17 protein-coding genes are annotated in these 13,809 nt (G+C 68.1%); 13 read left to right on the forward strand and 4 right to left on the reverse strand.

Annotation, left to right across the window (positions count from 1 at the left end; genetic code table 11):
• Positions 1–58: 58 nt before the first annotated feature.
• The 5 genes from CR162_RS12645 (at position 59) to CR162_RS12665 (ending at position 4,332) form a co-directional block, all read left to right on the forward strand.
• Positions 59–412, forward strand: a complete 354-nt coding sequence (locus CR162_RS12645) for an ArsR/SmtB family transcription factor (RefSeq protein WP_099095906.1) — start codon at positions 59–61, stop codon at positions 410–412.
• The gene (gene arsC / locus CR162_RS12650) at positions 409–834 is read left to right on the forward strand and encodes an arsenate reductase (glutaredoxin) (protein WP_099095907.1); all 426 of its coding nucleotides are present in this window, start codon (positions 409–411) and stop codon (positions 832–834) included. The genes CR162_RS12645 and arsC overlap by 4 nt, the downstream gene beginning before the upstream one ends.
• Before the next feature lie 108 nt (positions 835–942).
• A complete protein-coding gene (locus CR162_RS12655) occupies positions 943–2,256 on the forward strand; it encodes an arsenic transporter (protein WP_099095908.1) in 1,314 nt (437 codons plus the stop codon).
• 52 nt (positions 2,257–2,308) lie between these two features.
• On the forward strand, positions 2,309–3,046 hold the full coding sequence (gene arsH / locus CR162_RS12660) for an arsenical resistance protein ArsH (protein WP_099095909.1): 738 nt from the start codon (positions 2,309–2,311) through the stop codon (positions 3,044–3,046).
• A gap of 188 nt (positions 3,047–3,234) precedes the next feature.
• A complete protein-coding gene (locus tag CR162_RS12665) occupies positions 3,235–4,332 on the forward strand; it encodes a YncE family protein (protein ID WP_007002456.1) in 1,098 nt (365 codons plus the stop codon).
• 74 nt (positions 4,333–4,406) lie between these two features.
• Here the strand turns inward: CR162_RS12665 and CR162_RS12670 are convergent, their stop codons facing one another.
• Positions 4,407–4,823 (reverse strand): MerR family transcriptional regulator, encoded by a 417-nt coding sequence (locus tag CR162_RS12670; protein WP_007002455.1) that lies wholly within the window; start codon positions 4,821–4,823, stop codon positions 4,407–4,409.
• Positions 4,824–4,913: 90 nt separating this feature from the next.
• On the opposite strand from CR162_RS12670, the gene CR162_RS12675 reads away from it, so the two are divergent.
• The 7 genes from CR162_RS12675 (at position 4,914) to CR162_RS12705 (ending at position 11,887) form a co-directional block, all read left to right on the forward strand.
• Positions 4,914–5,159: a heavy-metal-associated domain-containing protein gene (locus CR162_RS12675; RefSeq protein ID WP_007002454.1), complete on the forward strand. Its 246-nt coding sequence runs from the start codon at positions 4,914–4,916 to the stop codon at positions 5,157–5,159.
• Positions 5,160–5,182: 23 nt separating this feature from the next.
• On the forward strand, positions 5,183–7,375 hold the full coding sequence (locus tag CR162_RS12680; protein ID WP_456316214.1) for a heavy metal translocating P-type ATPase: 2,193 nt from the start codon (positions 5,183–5,185) through the stop codon (positions 7,373–7,375).
• Positions 7,368–7,886, forward strand: a complete 519-nt coding sequence (gene lspA / locus CR162_RS12685; protein ID WP_007002452.1) for a signal peptidase II — start codon at positions 7,368–7,370, stop codon at positions 7,884–7,886. Before CR162_RS12680 ends, lspA begins: the two co-directional genes overlap by 8 nt.
• 13 nt (positions 7,887–7,899) lie before the next feature.
• Positions 7,900–8,637 (forward strand): cytochrome c biogenesis CcdA family protein, encoded by a 738-nt coding sequence (locus tag CR162_RS12690; RefSeq protein ID WP_007002451.1) that lies wholly within the window; start codon positions 7,900–7,902, stop codon positions 8,635–8,637.
• 143 nt (positions 8,638–8,780) lie between these two features.
• Positions 8,781–9,731, forward strand: a complete 951-nt coding sequence (locus CR162_RS12695; protein ID WP_306302903.1) for an MBL fold metallo-hydrolase — start codon at positions 8,781–8,783, stop codon at positions 9,729–9,731.
• 232 nt (positions 9,732–9,963) lie between these two features.
• Positions 9,964–10,602 (forward strand): cation diffusion facilitator family transporter, encoded by a 639-nt coding sequence (locus CR162_RS12700; protein ID WP_007002449.1) that lies wholly within the window; start codon positions 9,964–9,966, stop codon positions 10,600–10,602.
• Positions 10,603–10,909: 307 nt separating this feature from the next.
• On the forward strand, positions 10,910–11,887 hold the full coding sequence (locus tag CR162_RS12705) for an arsenic resistance protein (RefSeq protein ID WP_007002448.1): 978 nt from the start codon (positions 10,910–10,912) through the stop codon (positions 11,885–11,887).
• Positions 11,888–11,924: 37 nt separating this feature from the next.
• On the opposite strand, the gene CR162_RS23115 is transcribed toward CR162_RS12705, so the two are convergent.
• Together CR162_RS23115 and CR162_RS12715 are read right to left on the reverse strand one after the other, a co-directional pair.
• Entirely contained in the window at positions 11,925–12,158 is a 234-nt protein-coding gene (locus CR162_RS23115) for a GDCCVxC domain-containing (seleno)protein (protein WP_081798710.1), read from the reverse strand.
• A gap of 7 nt (positions 12,159–12,165) precedes the next feature.
• Complete coding sequence (locus tag CR162_RS12715) at positions 12,166–12,486, reverse strand: mercuric transporter MerT family protein (protein ID WP_007002446.1); 321 nt, start codon at positions 12,484–12,486, stop codon at positions 12,166–12,168.
• 145 nt (positions 12,487–12,631) lie between these two features.
• Between CR162_RS12715 and CR162_RS12720 the strand changes: the two genes are divergently transcribed.
• Positions 12,632–13,036 (forward strand): MerR family transcriptional regulator, encoded by a 405-nt coding sequence (locus CR162_RS12720; protein ID WP_007002445.1) that lies wholly within the window; start codon positions 12,632–12,634, stop codon positions 13,034–13,036.
• Between the two features lie 193 nt (positions 13,037–13,229).
• Here CR162_RS12720 and CR162_RS12725 read toward each other — a convergent pair whose 3' ends face one another.
• On the reverse strand, positions 13,230–13,802 hold the full coding sequence (locus CR162_RS12725) for a GNAT family N-acetyltransferase (protein WP_007002444.1): 573 nt from the start codon (positions 13,800–13,802) through the stop codon (positions 13,230–13,232).
• Positions 13,803–13,809 lie beyond the last annotated feature (7 nt).

Below are 13,809 nucleotides of genomic sequence, written 5' to 3' on the forward strand. Positions count from 1 at the left end.
TGCGGCGAAGCACTCCGCATGAGCTTGACTGCGCCAACATATCGGCGATACTCGATATATGGAATCGGAAGACGCCCTCGCGTGCCTTGGCGCCCTGTCACAGTCGACCCGGCTGGAGACCTTCCGGTTGCTGGTGCGCCATGAGCCCGAGGGCCTGCCTGCGGGCGAGGTCGCCCGACAGCTCGAGGTTCCCCAAAACACGATGTCCACGCACCTGGCGGTGCTGACGCGCGCTGGCCTGCTTCGTTCCGAGCGCCACAGCCGGTCCATCGTCTACCGGGCCGATGCCGAGCGCCTGCGGGAGATGATGCTGTTCCTCGTCAAGGACTGCTGCGGCGGACGCGCCGACCTGTGCCAGCCCCTGGTCGCCGACCTGCTTCCCTGCTGCCCGCCCGAGAAGGCCACCCCATGAGCGACGTCACCATCTACCACAACCCGGCTTGCGGGACGTCCCGCAATACGCTGGCCCTCATCCGCAACAGCGGCGAGGAGCCGAAGGTTATCGAGTACCTGAAGACGCCGCCGACGCGGGAGGTGCTGGCCGACCTCATCCGGCGCATGGGCGTCCCGGTGCGCGACGTCCTGCGCCAGAAGGGCACACCCTACGAAGAGCTTGGCCTCGGTGATCCGTCCCTGACCGATGACCAGTTGCTCGACGCCATGGTGGCGCACCCCATCCTCATCAACCGTCCCATCGTGGTGACACCGCTCGGCGCGAAGCTGTGCAGGCCGTCCGAGGCGGTGCTCGACATCCTGCCGAACCCGCAGCAGGGCGCCTTCACCAAGGAGGACGGCGAGAAGGTCGTCGGTGAACCGGGCCACCGCCTGATCTGAGTCGGGCGCCCGCGCCCTCCCATTCCGGGGACCGACGAGCCAAGCCGCTGACCATCGCTGACAGCGGATGGTCCGGCGCGCCCTGACGCCCGAGAGAACACGCCCTTCATGCTGGCCCTGGCCATCTTCGTCCTCACTCTCGTCCTGGTCATCTGGCAGCCACGCGGTATCGGCATCGGCTGGAGCGCCATGGGCGGCGCCGTGCTGGCGCTCCTGACGGGCGTCATCGGCTGGGCCGATGTCCCTGTGGTCTGGGACATCGTCTGGGACGCCACCTTCACCTTCGTGGCGCTGATCATCATCTCGCTTCTGCTGGACGAGGCCGGGTTCTTCCAGTGGGCCGCGCTGCACGTGGCGCGCTGGGGCGGCGGAAACGGGCGGCGGCTGTTTCCGCTTGTCGTGGTGCTGGGCGCGCTCATCGCTGCCTTCTTCGCCAATGACGGCGCCGCCCTGCTGCTGACGCCCATCGTCATGGCCATCCTGCTGCGGCTGAACTTCTCCGCAGGCGCCACGCTCGCCTTTATCGTCGCCTGCGGCTTCGTGGCCGACACCACCAGCCTGCCGCTGGTGATCTCCAACCTCGTCAACATCGTCTCGGCCAACTATTTCGGCATCGGCTTCGACCGCTATGCGGCGGTGATGGTGCCGGTGAACCTGGTGGCGCTGGTGGCAACACTCGGCGTGCTCTGGGCCTACTATGGCCGCCAGGTGCCCGCGAGCTATGCGTTGGACCGACTGGAGCGGCCCGGCGCCGCCATCCGCGACCACCTCGTCTTCCGGGCGGCCTTTCCGCTGCTTGCGGTGCTGCTGCTGGCCTATTTCGTCCTGGCACCGCTCGGCGTGCCGGTGGCGGCCGTGACCGGCGCCGCAGCGCTCCTCCTGCTGGTGCTGGCCGGGCGCTGGCACCGGGGAGGGCAGGGCGCCCTTGTCTCCATCCGCAAGGTACTAGGCGAGGCTCCCTGGCAGATCGTCGTGTTTTCGCTCGGCATGTACCTGGTGGTCTATGGCCTGCGGAACGCCGGGCTGACGGACCATCTGGCTGGCGCACTGGAATGGCTGGCCGGGCATGGCCTCTGGGCCGCCACCATCGGCACGGGCGTCGGCGCCGCGCTGATCTCCTCCGTGATGAACAACATGCCGAGCGTGCTGGTGGGCGCCCTGGCTATCGAGCAGGCGCGGGGCATCCCGCTCGCCATCCGCGAGGCGATGGTCTACGCCAACGTCATCGGCTGCGACCTGGGGCCCAAATTCACCCCCATCGGCAGCCTGGCGACGTTGCTCTGGCTGCATGTGCTGTCGCGCAAGGGCACTACCATCACCTGGGGGCAATACATGAAGGTCGGCCTCGTCATCACGCCTCCGGTGCTTCTGGCCGTGCTGGCCGCCCTGGCGCTTTGGCTGCCCGTGGTGGGTACGCCGTGAGCAACACGACCAAGCGCGCCATCCGTCCGTTCCTGACGACGGGGAGACCCTAATGCCATCCGACCTCGACCTCACGCTGCCCAACGTTGCCGACGACCATCTGCAGATGCCGAATCTCACCCGGCTCGGCATTCCCGGCGCCAGCACGCACCCACCGCGCATCCTGCTGCTCTACGGCTCGCTGCGGGAGCGGTCCTACAGCCGGTTCCTGACGCTGGAGGCCGTGCGCATCCTCCGCCGCCTCGGCGCCGAGACGCGGGTCTTCGACCCCCGCGACCTGCCGGTGGTCGACAGCGTACCCGCCGACCACCCCAAGGTGGCGGAACTCCGAGAGTTGTCCCTGTGGTCCGAGGGCCAGGTTTGGTGCAGCCCGGAGCGGCACGGCGCCGTCACCGGCATCCTGAAGAACCAGATCGACTGGCTGCCGCTGGAGAGCCGCGGCGTCCGTCCGACCCAGGGGCGCATGCTGGCGGTGATGCAGGTCTCCGGCGGCAGCCAGAGCTTCAACAGCGTCAACACCCTGCGCCTGCTCGGGCGCTGGATGCGGATGATCACCATCCCCAACCAATCCTCCGTGCCCAAAGCGCATGAGCAGTTCGACGAGGCGGGACGCATGCTGCCGGGGCCGCTCTATGACCGCGTCGTCGACGTCATGGAGGAACTGGTGAAGTTCACCCTGCTGACTCGTGACATTTCGAGCCACCTGACCGACCGCTACAGCGAGCGCAAGGAGCGGGCGGAGAAGCAGGCCAAGGCGGACTTGGCTAAGCTCTCGGGCGCCGTCGGATAGGCGCTGGAGCTCTCGTGCGGACAGTAGGCAAGAGAGGACAACCTCTGCTCGTGAACGGATAAAGACGTTTCCACTGACACCAAGCCCACGAGAAGGCCGGGCTCAGGTAGCTGACAGGATTGTTGGTGCGGCGCGTTATTGTTAACGAGAGTTAATCTCAGCTACCCGTCCACCGGGAAAGGCCCGCCATGACAAACACGAACTCCGTCACCTATCCCGCCATGCCCACGCTTCGCCGCCGCCACGCGCTCGCGCTGCTCGGCGCGGCTGGCTTTGCCCTGCGGACTGCACCGGCGCGTGCCGCCGCGGTGGAGAAGAGCGTGAAGCTGGCGCCCGGCCTCTGCGAACTGGTTGTCAGCACCACCACAGGCCTTGTGCATGTGGCGAGCACCGGCCCGCGCGGCGCCGACGACGCCAAGATCCTTGGCCTGGATCCGCGTACCCTGGAGGTCCGCTCCACCATCGAGCTCGGCGCGAACACAGCTTTCGGCCTCGGCGTGAACGACAGCACCGGCATGCTGTTCGGCACCGGCACGCGCAAAGGCAGGGTGCTCGCCATTGACCTCCGCACCGGCAAGGTCAAGACGGAGATCGGCGAGGGCGAGAACAACCATCCGCGGCAGGTCGTCGTGGACGAGGCGCGCAACCGCGCCTTCGTCTCCAACTTCGGCTTCCGGGAGAAGCCGAGCGCCGTGTGGGTGGTGGACACGGCTGCCAACACCCTCGCCAGCGTCATCACGGAAGGGCTGGAAGGGGGTATCTCGGGCCTTACCCATGACCCTGCGGGAGACCGGGTCTTCGTGGCCGCCTTGCAGACGAACGAGGTGGTGGAAGTGAGCCTTGCCCGCCGCGCCGGGGTGCGCCGCTTCGCCTCCGGCGGGGACGGGCCAATCAACTTGGCCTTCCACGCCGCCAGCGGGCGCCTGTTCTGCACCAACCAGAAGAGCGGCCAACTGGCCGTGCTGGATGCCGCGTCCGGCCAGCCGGTCAAGGTGCTGGAGACAGGTGCGGGCGCGCTGGCCGTCACCTTCTCGACCGACGGTGCGCTGGCCTATGTCACCAACCGTGGGGCTGGCACGGTCAGCCTGGTGGACACGCGCGCGCTGACCGTGCTGGCGAGCCTGCAGACCGGCACGCACCCGAACACCGTGGCCGTGGATCGGCGCACGGGGCTCGCCTATGTCAGCAACAAAGCCCGCTCGGCGCCGCGTCCTGCCCAGGGCCAGCCTCCGGCCCCGGCGCCCGAGGACCCGAACGGTGACACGGTGAGCCTGATCCGCGCCTAAGATCATGGCCGTTCCGGCGGGCAACCGCTGAAACGGCCCGGAGTGGACACGGCTGGGAAGAGCCGTGTGAACGGTCAGGCGCCAGTGCTGGGACCGAGGGCTTCGATGATGCGGCACTCCGCCACCTTGCCGTGGCGGCACTGTCCGATGAGGGAATCCAGTTCGCGGCGCAGTGCCTGGAGGTCGGCAATCTTCCGGTCCACATCCTCCAGGTGCTCGCTGGCGATGACGTCCACCGCGTCGCAGGAGCGCTCGCGGTCCTCGGCCAAGTCGAGCAGTGTGCGGATCTGATCCAGCGAGAAGCCGAGGTCCCGCGCACGCCGGATGAAGCTCAGGCGGCCAAGGTGGGCCTCGCCGTAGGTCCGGTAGTTCCCGGCGCTGCGGGCCGGGGCCGGGAGCAGCCCCACACGCTCATACCAGCGAATGGTTTCCACCTTCGTCCCGGTCGCCCTGGCGAGAGCGCCGATGTTCAGCAAGTTCTCCAAAGACATCACCTTGACCCTGTAGCGACTACAGGGTCTATATAAGACGTCATCAGTTCCCCGCAACCAGCGGGGACCCACCTGCGAAGGAGGCAAGCGATGGCGAATGGTGACACGGCAGCAGGAACATCGGTCGACCTGCGTTACCGGGTGGAGGGCATGGATTGCTCCGGCTGCGCCCTGAAGATCGAGGGTGCGGTCGAGCAGATCGGCGGCGCCGAGGACATCCAGGTCAACTACAAGACGCAGACCCTGGAGTTCCGCCTGAATGAGGCGACCACGCCACGCTCGGCCGTCGAGGAGAAGATCCGCGGTCTGGGCTACGGTGTCGCGGCCCTGGCGTAACCAACAGGAACAGGATGACAGCCATGGCTGACGGCGGAACGGCTCAACTAGCCCCCAAGTCCAGGGCGGCCCTGCGATACCACGTGGAGGGCATGGACTGCCCGTCCTGCGCCTCGAAGATCGAAACTGCCGTTGGCCGCTTCGGCGGGGCCGAGGACATCCGGGTCAACTACCACAGCCAGGTCCTGGCCTTCCGGCTGGACGAGGCGGCGACCCCGCGTTCGTCCGTCGAGGAGGGGATCCGCAAGCTCGGCTACGGCGTCGCCCCGGTCGAGGCGCCGCGGGTGGTCGCGGGCGAGCCTGGCGCGGTCGCCGCCGACGTACCGCTCGTTCGCCCACGCCAGCCCTGGTGGAAGGGGAAGAAGGCGCGGCTTGCCGCGGCGATCAGCGCCCTCATGGTGGCCGGGTTCGCCGCTTCGCTCGCCGTCCCGTCGCTGGACCACTGGGCCTACGTACCCGCCGCCCTGATCGGGCTCGTCTTTTTCGGCAGGAAGGCCATCGCCGCGGCGCGCGCCGGTTCGCCCTTCAGCATCGAGATGCTGATGTCGATCGCCACTGTCGGCGCCATCGCCATCGGAGCAACCTCCGAGGCGGCCGTGGTGGTGTTCCTGTTCACTGTCGGCGAACTCCTGGAGGGCATCGCGGCCGGGCGCGCCCGCGCGGGGATCGAGGCGCTCGGCGCCCTGGTGCCGAGGACCGCGCTGCGCATCGAAGACGGCACGGCACGGGAGGTGCCCGCCGCCAGCCTCAAGGTCGGCGACCTCGTCCTGGTCCGCCCGGGTGACCGCGTCTCCGCCGACGGCGATGTGGCCGAGGGCGAATCCGAGGTCGACGAGAGCCCGGTGACCGGTGAGTCTATCCCCGTTCCCAAGGCGGAGGGCGCCCCTGTCTTCGCGGGCAGCATCAATGCCTCCGGTGCGCTCCAGGTCCGGGTGACGAAGCCTGCCTCCGACAACACAATCGCCCGCATCATCCGCCTGGTGGAGGAGGCGCAGGACGCCAAGGCGCCGACCGCCCGCTTCATCGAGCGGTTCTCGGCCATCTACACGCCGATCGCAGTTGCCGTGGCGGCCCTGGTTGTCGTCGCGCCGCCGCTTATCGTCGGCGCGGACTGGGACACCTGGATCTACCGCGGCCTGGCGCTGCTGCTGGTCGCCTGCCCCTGCGCCCTCGTCCTCTCGACGCCCGCGGCCATCGCCTCCGGCCTCGCCGTCGGCACCCGGCGGGGCCTGCTGGTGAAAGGCGGCGGCGCCCTGGAGACCATCGGCCGGATCCGCGCCGTCGCCTTCGACAAGACCGGCACCCTGACCGAGGGACGCCCGCGCGTGACCGACCTCCTCGCCCTGTCTGGCTCGGAACGCACGATGCTTGGCCTCGCCGCCGCGGTGGAGAACGGCTCCAGCCATCCGCTCGGCCGCGCCATCCTGGAGCGGGCGGACGCGGACGGCATCCCGCTCCGCCCGGCCAAGGAGTCCCGCGCCATCCCCGGCAAGGCCGTCGAAGCCGTCGTGACCGGCAAGCGCGTGACGGTCGGCTCACCCACCCACGCTGCCGCTCAGGCGCCGCTCACGGCTGACGCAACGCGGACGGTCGCCGAGTGGGAGAATCAAGGAAAGACCGTGGTCGTCGTCTCTGTGGACGGCGCGCCCACTGGCCTGGTCGCGGTGCGCGACGAGCCCCGGCCGGACGCGGCCGCGGGCATCCGGGCGCTCGACGCCCTCGGCGTCGAGGCCGTCATGCTGACCGGCGACAACGTCCGCACGGGTCAGGCCATCGCCGGAGCGCTCGGCCTCAAGGTGAAGGCGGGGCTGCTGCCGGAGGACAAGCTGCGCGAGATCGGCGCCCTCAAGGCAAAGGCGCCCGTGGCCATGGTCGGCGACGGCATCAACGACGCGCCCGCGCTCGCCGCCGCCTCGGTCGGCATCGCCATGGGTGGCGGGACCGACGTGGCCTTGGAGACCGCCGACGCGGCGCTGCTGAACAGCCGTGTCGTGGACGTGGCCGCCCTGGTCGGGCTGTCGCGCGCGACTCTGGCCAACATCCACCAGAACGTGGCCATCGCCCTCGGCCTCAAGGCGGTCTTCCTGGTGACGACGGTGGTCGGCATCACCGGCCTCTGGCCCGCCGTGCTGGCCGACACCGGCGCCACGGTGCTGGTGACCCTCAACGCCATGCGCCTGCTCGGGTACCGCTTCAAGGGCATGGCGCATGGCTGAGGGCCTGCTTAGGGCGCGGCTCGCCTGGACCTGGGGCGCGGGGACGGCCGCGCTGGCCTTCGCGCTGGACCAGGCGACGAAGTGGTGGGTGCTGGCCCATCTCATGGATCCGCCCCGCGTCATCCCCGTCACCCCGTTCTTCAACCTGGTGCTGGCATGGAACCGGGGCGTCAGCTTCGGCCTGCTGTCGGCGGACCACCCCGCGACGCCCTGGCTCCTGTCCTCCCTCGCGCTCGCCGTCATCGCAGGCCTCGTCGTCTGGACGACGCGCGACCGGCGCCCCGGGATGGCGGCTTCGATCGGGTTCATCGTCGGTGGCGCCCTGGGAAACGTCGTCGACCGGCTGCGGCACGGCGCCGTGACGGACTTCCTGGACTTCCACGTGGCTGGCTACCACTGGCCCGCCTTCAACCTCGCCGACAGCGCGATCTTCGTCGGCGTTGCGCTCCTGCTCCTCGTCAGCGGGCGGCGCGAACCGGCGGGCGCGCCGACCTCCGTGGCGCGACCCTGAGGGCGGGACCGGCGTGAACCCGCTCCTCCAGATGTCCGGCCTCCTGACCGCTTTCCTGGCGGGGATGGTTTCCTTCCTCTCGCCCTGCGTGCTGCCGCTGGTGCCCGGCTACGTCTCTTATGTCGCCGGGCGCTCGGTCGCCGCCGAGCGCACCGCGCCGGATCGCCTCGCCACGGTCGGCCTCGGCCTCTGCTTCGTCCTGGGCTTCGCGACCGTCTTCGTGGCGATGGGCGCGGGCGCCTCGGCGCTGAGCCAAGCCCTGCTGCGCTACCGCTACGAGGCTGGGATCGTGGGCGGGGTGGTCGTTATCCTGTTCGGCCTGATGACTGCGGGTGTTCTGCGATTGATGCCGTTACAACGCGACCTCCGCTTCATGCCGACTCTCAGCGGCGGCACGCCGCTCTCCGCCTACGTGCTCGGGCTGGCCTTTGCCTTCGGCTGGACGCCCTGCATCGGTCCGGTGCTGGGCGCCATCCTGGCGCTGACCGCCACCAGCGAAATCAGCCACCTCGGCATCATGCTCCTGGCCGCCTATGCGGCCGGGCTGGGCGTGCCCTTCCTGCTGGTGGCCGCCTTCGCCGACGCCTTTCTACGCGGCCCGTTCCGCAGCCTGCGACGCGTCGGGCGCGTTCTTCAGATCGTGGCGGGTGGCATCATGGTGGCGATGGGGGTGGCAATGATTACCGGCCACCTGACTGACTTCGCCATCCTGATGCTCCAACTCTTCCCCTGGCTCGGGAGCATCGGATGAGCGGCGCCGCGGATTCTAAGAAGCGCGCCTAATACGCCGTCAGCCACACCGCGAAGCATGCAACTCCGCCCGGCTGGGTTTAGCGCTCCTCGGCCCTCGCCGGGTGCGCCCTTGCCGAAAGACATCGTGCTCGGTGTCCCAAGGTGGCCACCATCGCGGCTTCCGCGACACCGCGCAAAAACAGGGAGAACAGAATGCCGTCTCAGCCGATCGTACGGGGCTTTTACGATGATCAGACCGGAAGCGTCTCCTACGTCGTGGCGGATCCGCAAACAAAGAAATGCGCGGTTATCGATCCCTTGTTAAGCTTCGACCGCAATTCATGCAGCCTTGCGACCCAGCCAGCCGACGAGATTGCCACCCATATCCGGGAGCGCGGACTGATCCCGGAATGGGTGCTCGACACCCACCCGCATGCTGACCACCTTTCTGCCGTCGCCTACCTGGGCGAGCGCCTTGGCGTGCCAACAGGCATTGGCGAACAGACCCTCGCAGTTCAGGCGATCTGGTCGGACATCTATAACATCCCCGATCTCGAGGTCGGTGGCCGCGACTATTGGGACCACATGTTTGCAGATGGTCACTGCTTCAATCTTGGCGCCTCGGAAGTGAGGGTGATTTTTTCCCCAGGCCACACCGCGGCCTCGGTCACCTACGTCGTTGGCGACGCCGCGTTCGTGCATGACACCCTCTTCATGCCGGATGCGGGCACGGCACGAGCCGACTTCCCTGGTGGTAACGCGCGGGCCTTGTACCGCAGCATCCAGAGCATCCTCGCGTTGCCACCGACGACACGCCTCTTCACCGGCCACGATTACCGTCCGGGCGGGCGCGAACCGCGTTGGGAGTCCACCGTAGCGGAGCAGCGGGCAACCAACATTCACCTACGGGACAGCGGCGGAGAGGACGGGTTCGTTCGGCTGCGGGAGGAACGTGATCGAACGCTTCCTCTGCCAGCGATGATGCTCTTTGCATTGCAAGTGAACCTCCGCGGCGGACGTCTGCCGAAGCCGGAAGCGAATGGCACCTCATACCTGAAGCTGCCGATTGACCGCTTTCGAACGAGCGCTGCCAGGGCGATGGACGCAGAATGATCGGCCGGTTTTGGACGGCCTCTCCGAAGCGGCCAGCGATCCCAGCATTGAGCTCACGGTCATCTTGGGCCGTGCATCTGGGTGGCGGTGCTGAGGTCTTTCCAATGTACGAAAGGCGCCCGTCACCTCGTAGCACGCGACATCTTGATGGCCATGGGCGCCGCGCCGGTCCGCTATTTCAGATCCGGCACCCCCTGAACGTATCGGTACGGTCTTGGCTCGGGAGCATCGGATGAGCGACGACGACGACCTGCCCAAGGACCTCGCCCACATCACGCCCGCCTACCGCCGGGCGCTCTGGATCGTGGTCGGCCTCAATGTCGGTTATGGCCTGGTGGAGATGGTCGGCGGCTTCATCTCCGGCAGCCAGGCGCTCAAGGCGGACGCCCTCGACTTCCTCGGCGATGGCCTAATCAGCTTCCTTGGCCTGCTGGCGATCGGCTGGAGCCTCGCCTGGCGTGCCCGCTCCGCCCTCATTCAGGGCCTGTTTCTTGCCGTGCTTGGCGTGGGCGTGCTCGCCACCACCGGCTATCGGGTGCTGGTGCTGAACCAGCCCGAGGCCGAGCTCATGGGCCTCTTCGGCGCCGTCGCGCTGGTGGTGAACGTGGCCTCCGCAGCGGTCCTCATGCCGCACCGCGAGGGCGACGCCAACGTCCGGGCCGTCTGGCTGTTCAGTCGCAACGATGCCATCGGCAACCTGGCCGTGGTGGTCGCGGCGGGCCTGGTCTGGTGGACCGAAACTGCGTGGCCAGACCTCGCCGTGGCGTTCGTCATCGCCGGGCTGTTCCTGCAATCCGCCTGGGCAATCATCCGTGATGCTCGTAGCGACCTTGATAAGGCAGGCCAGGGAGAACAGCAGTCCGACCGATAGCCGCCATCAACTTATCAGCTTGCCTGCTTGGTGGTGCATGCAACAGGCATGATGATAACGGCGCTGCCCATCGTTGCTGCCCTTGGCAGGAGCAGCAGGTGGGCAGGCGCCACAGCGAGGGCGCGGCTTCCTGGGGTATGGCACGGCGGCTTGCGCCGGGGCCCGGCCAGCCGGTGCACCTTCCTGGAAGACCTTTCCGTTCCGGTCCTTGCAAAGCGGGCTGCCTGCTGCGGCTGGCGAGCCTAACCACGTCACCACACCCGCGGCGTGACATCGGTTGCCCGCTCACCACGGAGGAGCCGACAACTTGGCCATCACCCGCACCGGCCTGGAAGAGAACCAAGTCGCCATCTACTTCGCCGCCGTCGTGGCGGGCGCGATCGCGGCCGTCGCCGCGCCCGGCGCGGCGTGGGGGGCGGTCATCAACCCCGCCCTCGCGGCCCTGCTGTACGTGACCTTCCTCCAGGTGCCGCTGGCGGACCTGCGAAGGAGCCTGGCCAACGGGCGCTTCCTGCTGACGCTGCTGGCGGTGAACTTCGTTGCCGCGCCCCTGGTGGCGTTCGCCCTGGCTTCCATGCTGCCCGGCGAGCAATGGGTGCTGCGCCTGGGTGTCCTGATGGTGCTGCTGGCGCCCTGCATCGACTACGTGGTCGTGTTCACCCACCTCGGCCGCGGGGACGCCCGCCTCATCCTGGCGGCGACGCCGGTGCTGCTGGTGGCGCAGATGCTGCTGCTCCCCGTCTACCTCGGCCTGTTCATCGGCGAGCGGGCCATGGCGATGATGCAGCCCGGTCCCTTCATCGAAGCCTTCGTCTGGCTGATCGCCGTGCCCCTGGCTCTCGCCGCGGCCACTCAGGCGTGGGCGGCGCGCTTCGGCGCCGGGAAGGCGGTCGCGGACGCCATGGGATGGCTGCCCGTTCCCCTGATGGCCGTGGTGCTGTTGGTGGTCATCGCGGCCGTTGCCCCGAACGTGGCGGCCCAGGCAGGCTCCGTCGCCATGCTGGTGCCGGTCTACGTCGCTTTCGCCGCGCTGATGCCGGTCGTAGGTAGCGTCATCTCCAGGTATGCGGGCCTGGAGGCGGGCGCGGCGAGGGCGGTCACCTTCAGCGGCGGCACCCGGAACTCCCTGGTCGTCCTGCCGCTGGCCTTCGCTATCCCGGAAGCCGGTGCGCTGCTGCCTGCCGCGGTGGTGACGCAGACGCTCGTCGAACTCGTCGCCATGCTGGTCTACATCCGCTGGGTGCCGAGGCTGGTGCCCGCCAACCCCGGCCTTGCTGCGGAGTGACGGTCATCCCGCCGTTGCCGACCACGCGGGGAAAGGGTCAGCCAGCCGCTGGCGGCGGATCTTCCGCGTGGCAACAACCCTTCCCGTCCACCTGGACAGGCGGGCACGGCACCGTGCCGTAGGAGCAGAACACACAGCAGTCGCCCTGCTTGGGCCGGAGCAGCGTTCCGCAGCCGGTGCAGTCATAGAAGTACTGGCAGGCATCGGTCGGCATTGTCTCGGTTCTCGCCGTGCCGCAGTGCGGGCAGGTGATTGTCGACTCCAGGATCATCGGGTCCTCACACGTACGCATAACCGAGCACCAACAGGATGATCCCGACCGCCAAACCTGCCGGAACGACAAGCCGGAGGGCTGGGTTGGGGGAGCAGGCGGAGCCCGGCTCGCAGGCAACCGCTGCCCGCTGGCGCCAGAGCAGGACCGCTCCGCCAGCCAGGCACGCGGCTGCGGCGGCGAGCAGGATCGTGCGGTACGGCCCCAGAAGGACCGCCAGCCCGAAGAGCCAAGCGCTTCCCAGCCCGAGGGAGCCAAGAAGCATCGGCAGCGCACAGCAGGAGGCCGCACCGAAGGCTGCGGCGATGCCCGTCGTCGTCAGCACCATCGCACCGGCTTCCTGGACCGCCCCATGTGCCGGGGTAGCATTCACTTGGGTGTCGGACACGGTCGGCCTCCTTGTCTCAGCTATGCAGCCTACCTACCGTCTGTAGCGACTACAGACTCAAGTCCTTTCTGAGGAGGCGCATGGGATGGGGCAGAGCGGCGTTGCCATCGGTGAACTCTCGCGGCGGACGGGCTGCAACATCGAGACGATCCGCTATTACGAGCGGATTGGCTTGCTTCCAATACCGGCCCGCCGGGGGCGCTACCGCCTCTTCGGTGAGGAGGACATCAGGCGGCTGAGGTTCGTGCGGCGCGCGCGGGAGCTTGGCTTCACCCTGAACGAGGTGGGCGCGCTCCTCGAACTTGGTGCAGGCGCCTGCACCGAGGTCCATGGCATCGCCGCAGCACACCTCGCGGATGTCCGCTCCCGAATTGCCGACCTCCAGGCGATGGAGCGTGTACTGGATGGTGCCGTGCAGCAATGTCAATCCGGGGAGCAGGCCACATGCCCACTGATTGAGACCTTGTCGGGAACAGCGGCCACTACCTAGGCGCAGCGCAAGGAGGGCCATGGGCTAGCAGTCGATTGCTGTGAGTGGTCGTGGCGGCCATTGCGTCGGGCATAGCGGCCAAATCGGCAGCGTCGCCAAGCTGATCTGCATTTGCTGATGCGGAGGCTGGTTCCCACCATGCCGAGTACCGCCTTCGCCAGTTTGCTGGCGAAGGATGTCAGGGGGAAGGCCCTTACTCCACCTCGGGTGCCGTCTCGTCACCGTCCCCCAAAGCCAACTGCATCAGCACAGTATCCAGCCATCGCCCGTGCTTGCGGCCAACCGAGCGCAAGGTGCCGATCGGCTGAAATCCGAACGCCTTGTGCAGGCGGATGGACGCCTCGTTCGCGCTGTCGCCGATGACGGCCACCATCTGCCGGTAGCCGAGTGCGGCGCACTCCTGGATGAGGGCCTCGAGCAGGCGGCGGCCGATGCCGCGCCCTCGGGCCTCCTCGCTGATGTAGACCGAGTTCTCGAGTGTATTCCGGTAGGCAGGCCTGGGCCGATAAGCGCCCGCGTAGGCGTAGCCGAGCACGCGACAATCGGTGTCCTCGGCCACCAGGTAGGGCAGCCCGCGTTCGGTGATGGCGATGCGTCGCTGCCGCATATCTTCGGCCGTCGGTGCCTCTGTCTCGAAGGTGGCGGTGCCATGGAGCACGTGGTGCCGATAGATGGTGGCAACAGCGTCCATGTCGGCCTCTCTGGCAGGCCGGATGGTCACCTCGGCGGGCTGATTGGTGAGGGCGGTTGTGATCAGTTCAGGCACGGGAACC

It is taken from the genome of Teichococcus rhizosphaerae (assembly GCF_002631185.1).
GTDB lineage: Bacteria > Pseudomonadota > Alphaproteobacteria > Acetobacterales > Acetobacteraceae > Pseudoroseomonas > Pseudoroseomonas rhizosphaerae.

What these genes read in the sequence shown, in the direction of transcription:
- CR162_RS12645 (WP_099095906.1), top strand. Translation starts at nt 59, where the DNA reads ATGGAATCGGAAGACGCCCTCGCGTGCCTTGGCGCCCTGTCACAGTCG.
- arsC (WP_099095907.1), top strand. Translation starts at nt 409, where the DNA reads ATGAGCGACGTCACCATCTACCACAACCCGGCTTGCGGGACGTCCCGC.
- CR162_RS12655 (WP_099095908.1), top strand. Translation starts at nt 943, where the DNA reads ATGCTGGCCCTGGCCATCTTCGTCCTCACTCTCGTCCTGGTCATCTGG.
- arsH (WP_099095909.1), top strand. Translation starts at nt 2,309, where the DNA reads ATGCCATCCGACCTCGACCTCACGCTGCCCAACGTTGCCGACGACCAT.
- CR162_RS12665 (WP_007002456.1), top strand. Translation starts at nt 3,235, where the DNA reads ATGACAAACACGAACTCCGTCACCTATCCCGCCATGCCCACGCTTCGC.
- CR162_RS12670 (WP_007002455.1), bottom strand. Translation starts at nt 4,823, where the DNA reads ATGTCTTTGGAGAACTTGCTGAACATCGGCGCTCTCGCCAGGGCGACC.
- CR162_RS12675 (WP_007002454.1), top strand. Translation starts at nt 4,914, where the DNA reads ATGGCGAATGGTGACACGGCAGCAGGAACATCGGTCGACCTGCGTTAC.
- CR162_RS12680 (WP_456316214.1), top strand. Translation starts at nt 5,183, where the DNA reads ATGGCTGACGGCGGAACGGCTCAACTAGCCCCCAAGTCCAGGGCGGCC.
- lspA (WP_007002452.1), top strand. Translation starts at nt 7,368, where the DNA reads ATGGCTGAGGGCCTGCTTAGGGCGCGGCTCGCCTGGACCTGGGGCGCG.
- CR162_RS12700 (WP_007002449.1), top strand. Translation starts at nt 9,964, where the DNA reads ATGAGCGACGACGACGACCTGCCCAAGGACCTCGCCCACATCACGCCC.
- CR162_RS23115 (WP_081798710.1), bottom strand. Translation starts at nt 12,158, where the DNA reads ATGATCCTGGAGTCGACAATCACCTGCCCGCACTGCGGCACGGCGAGA.
- CR162_RS12715 (WP_007002446.1), bottom strand. Translation starts at nt 12,486, where the DNA reads ATGGTGCTGACGACGACGGGCATCGCCGCAGCCTTCGGTGCGGCCTCC.
- CR162_RS12720 (WP_007002445.1), top strand. Translation starts at nt 12,632, where the DNA reads ATGGGGCAGAGCGGCGTTGCCATCGGTGAACTCTCGCGGCGGACGGGC.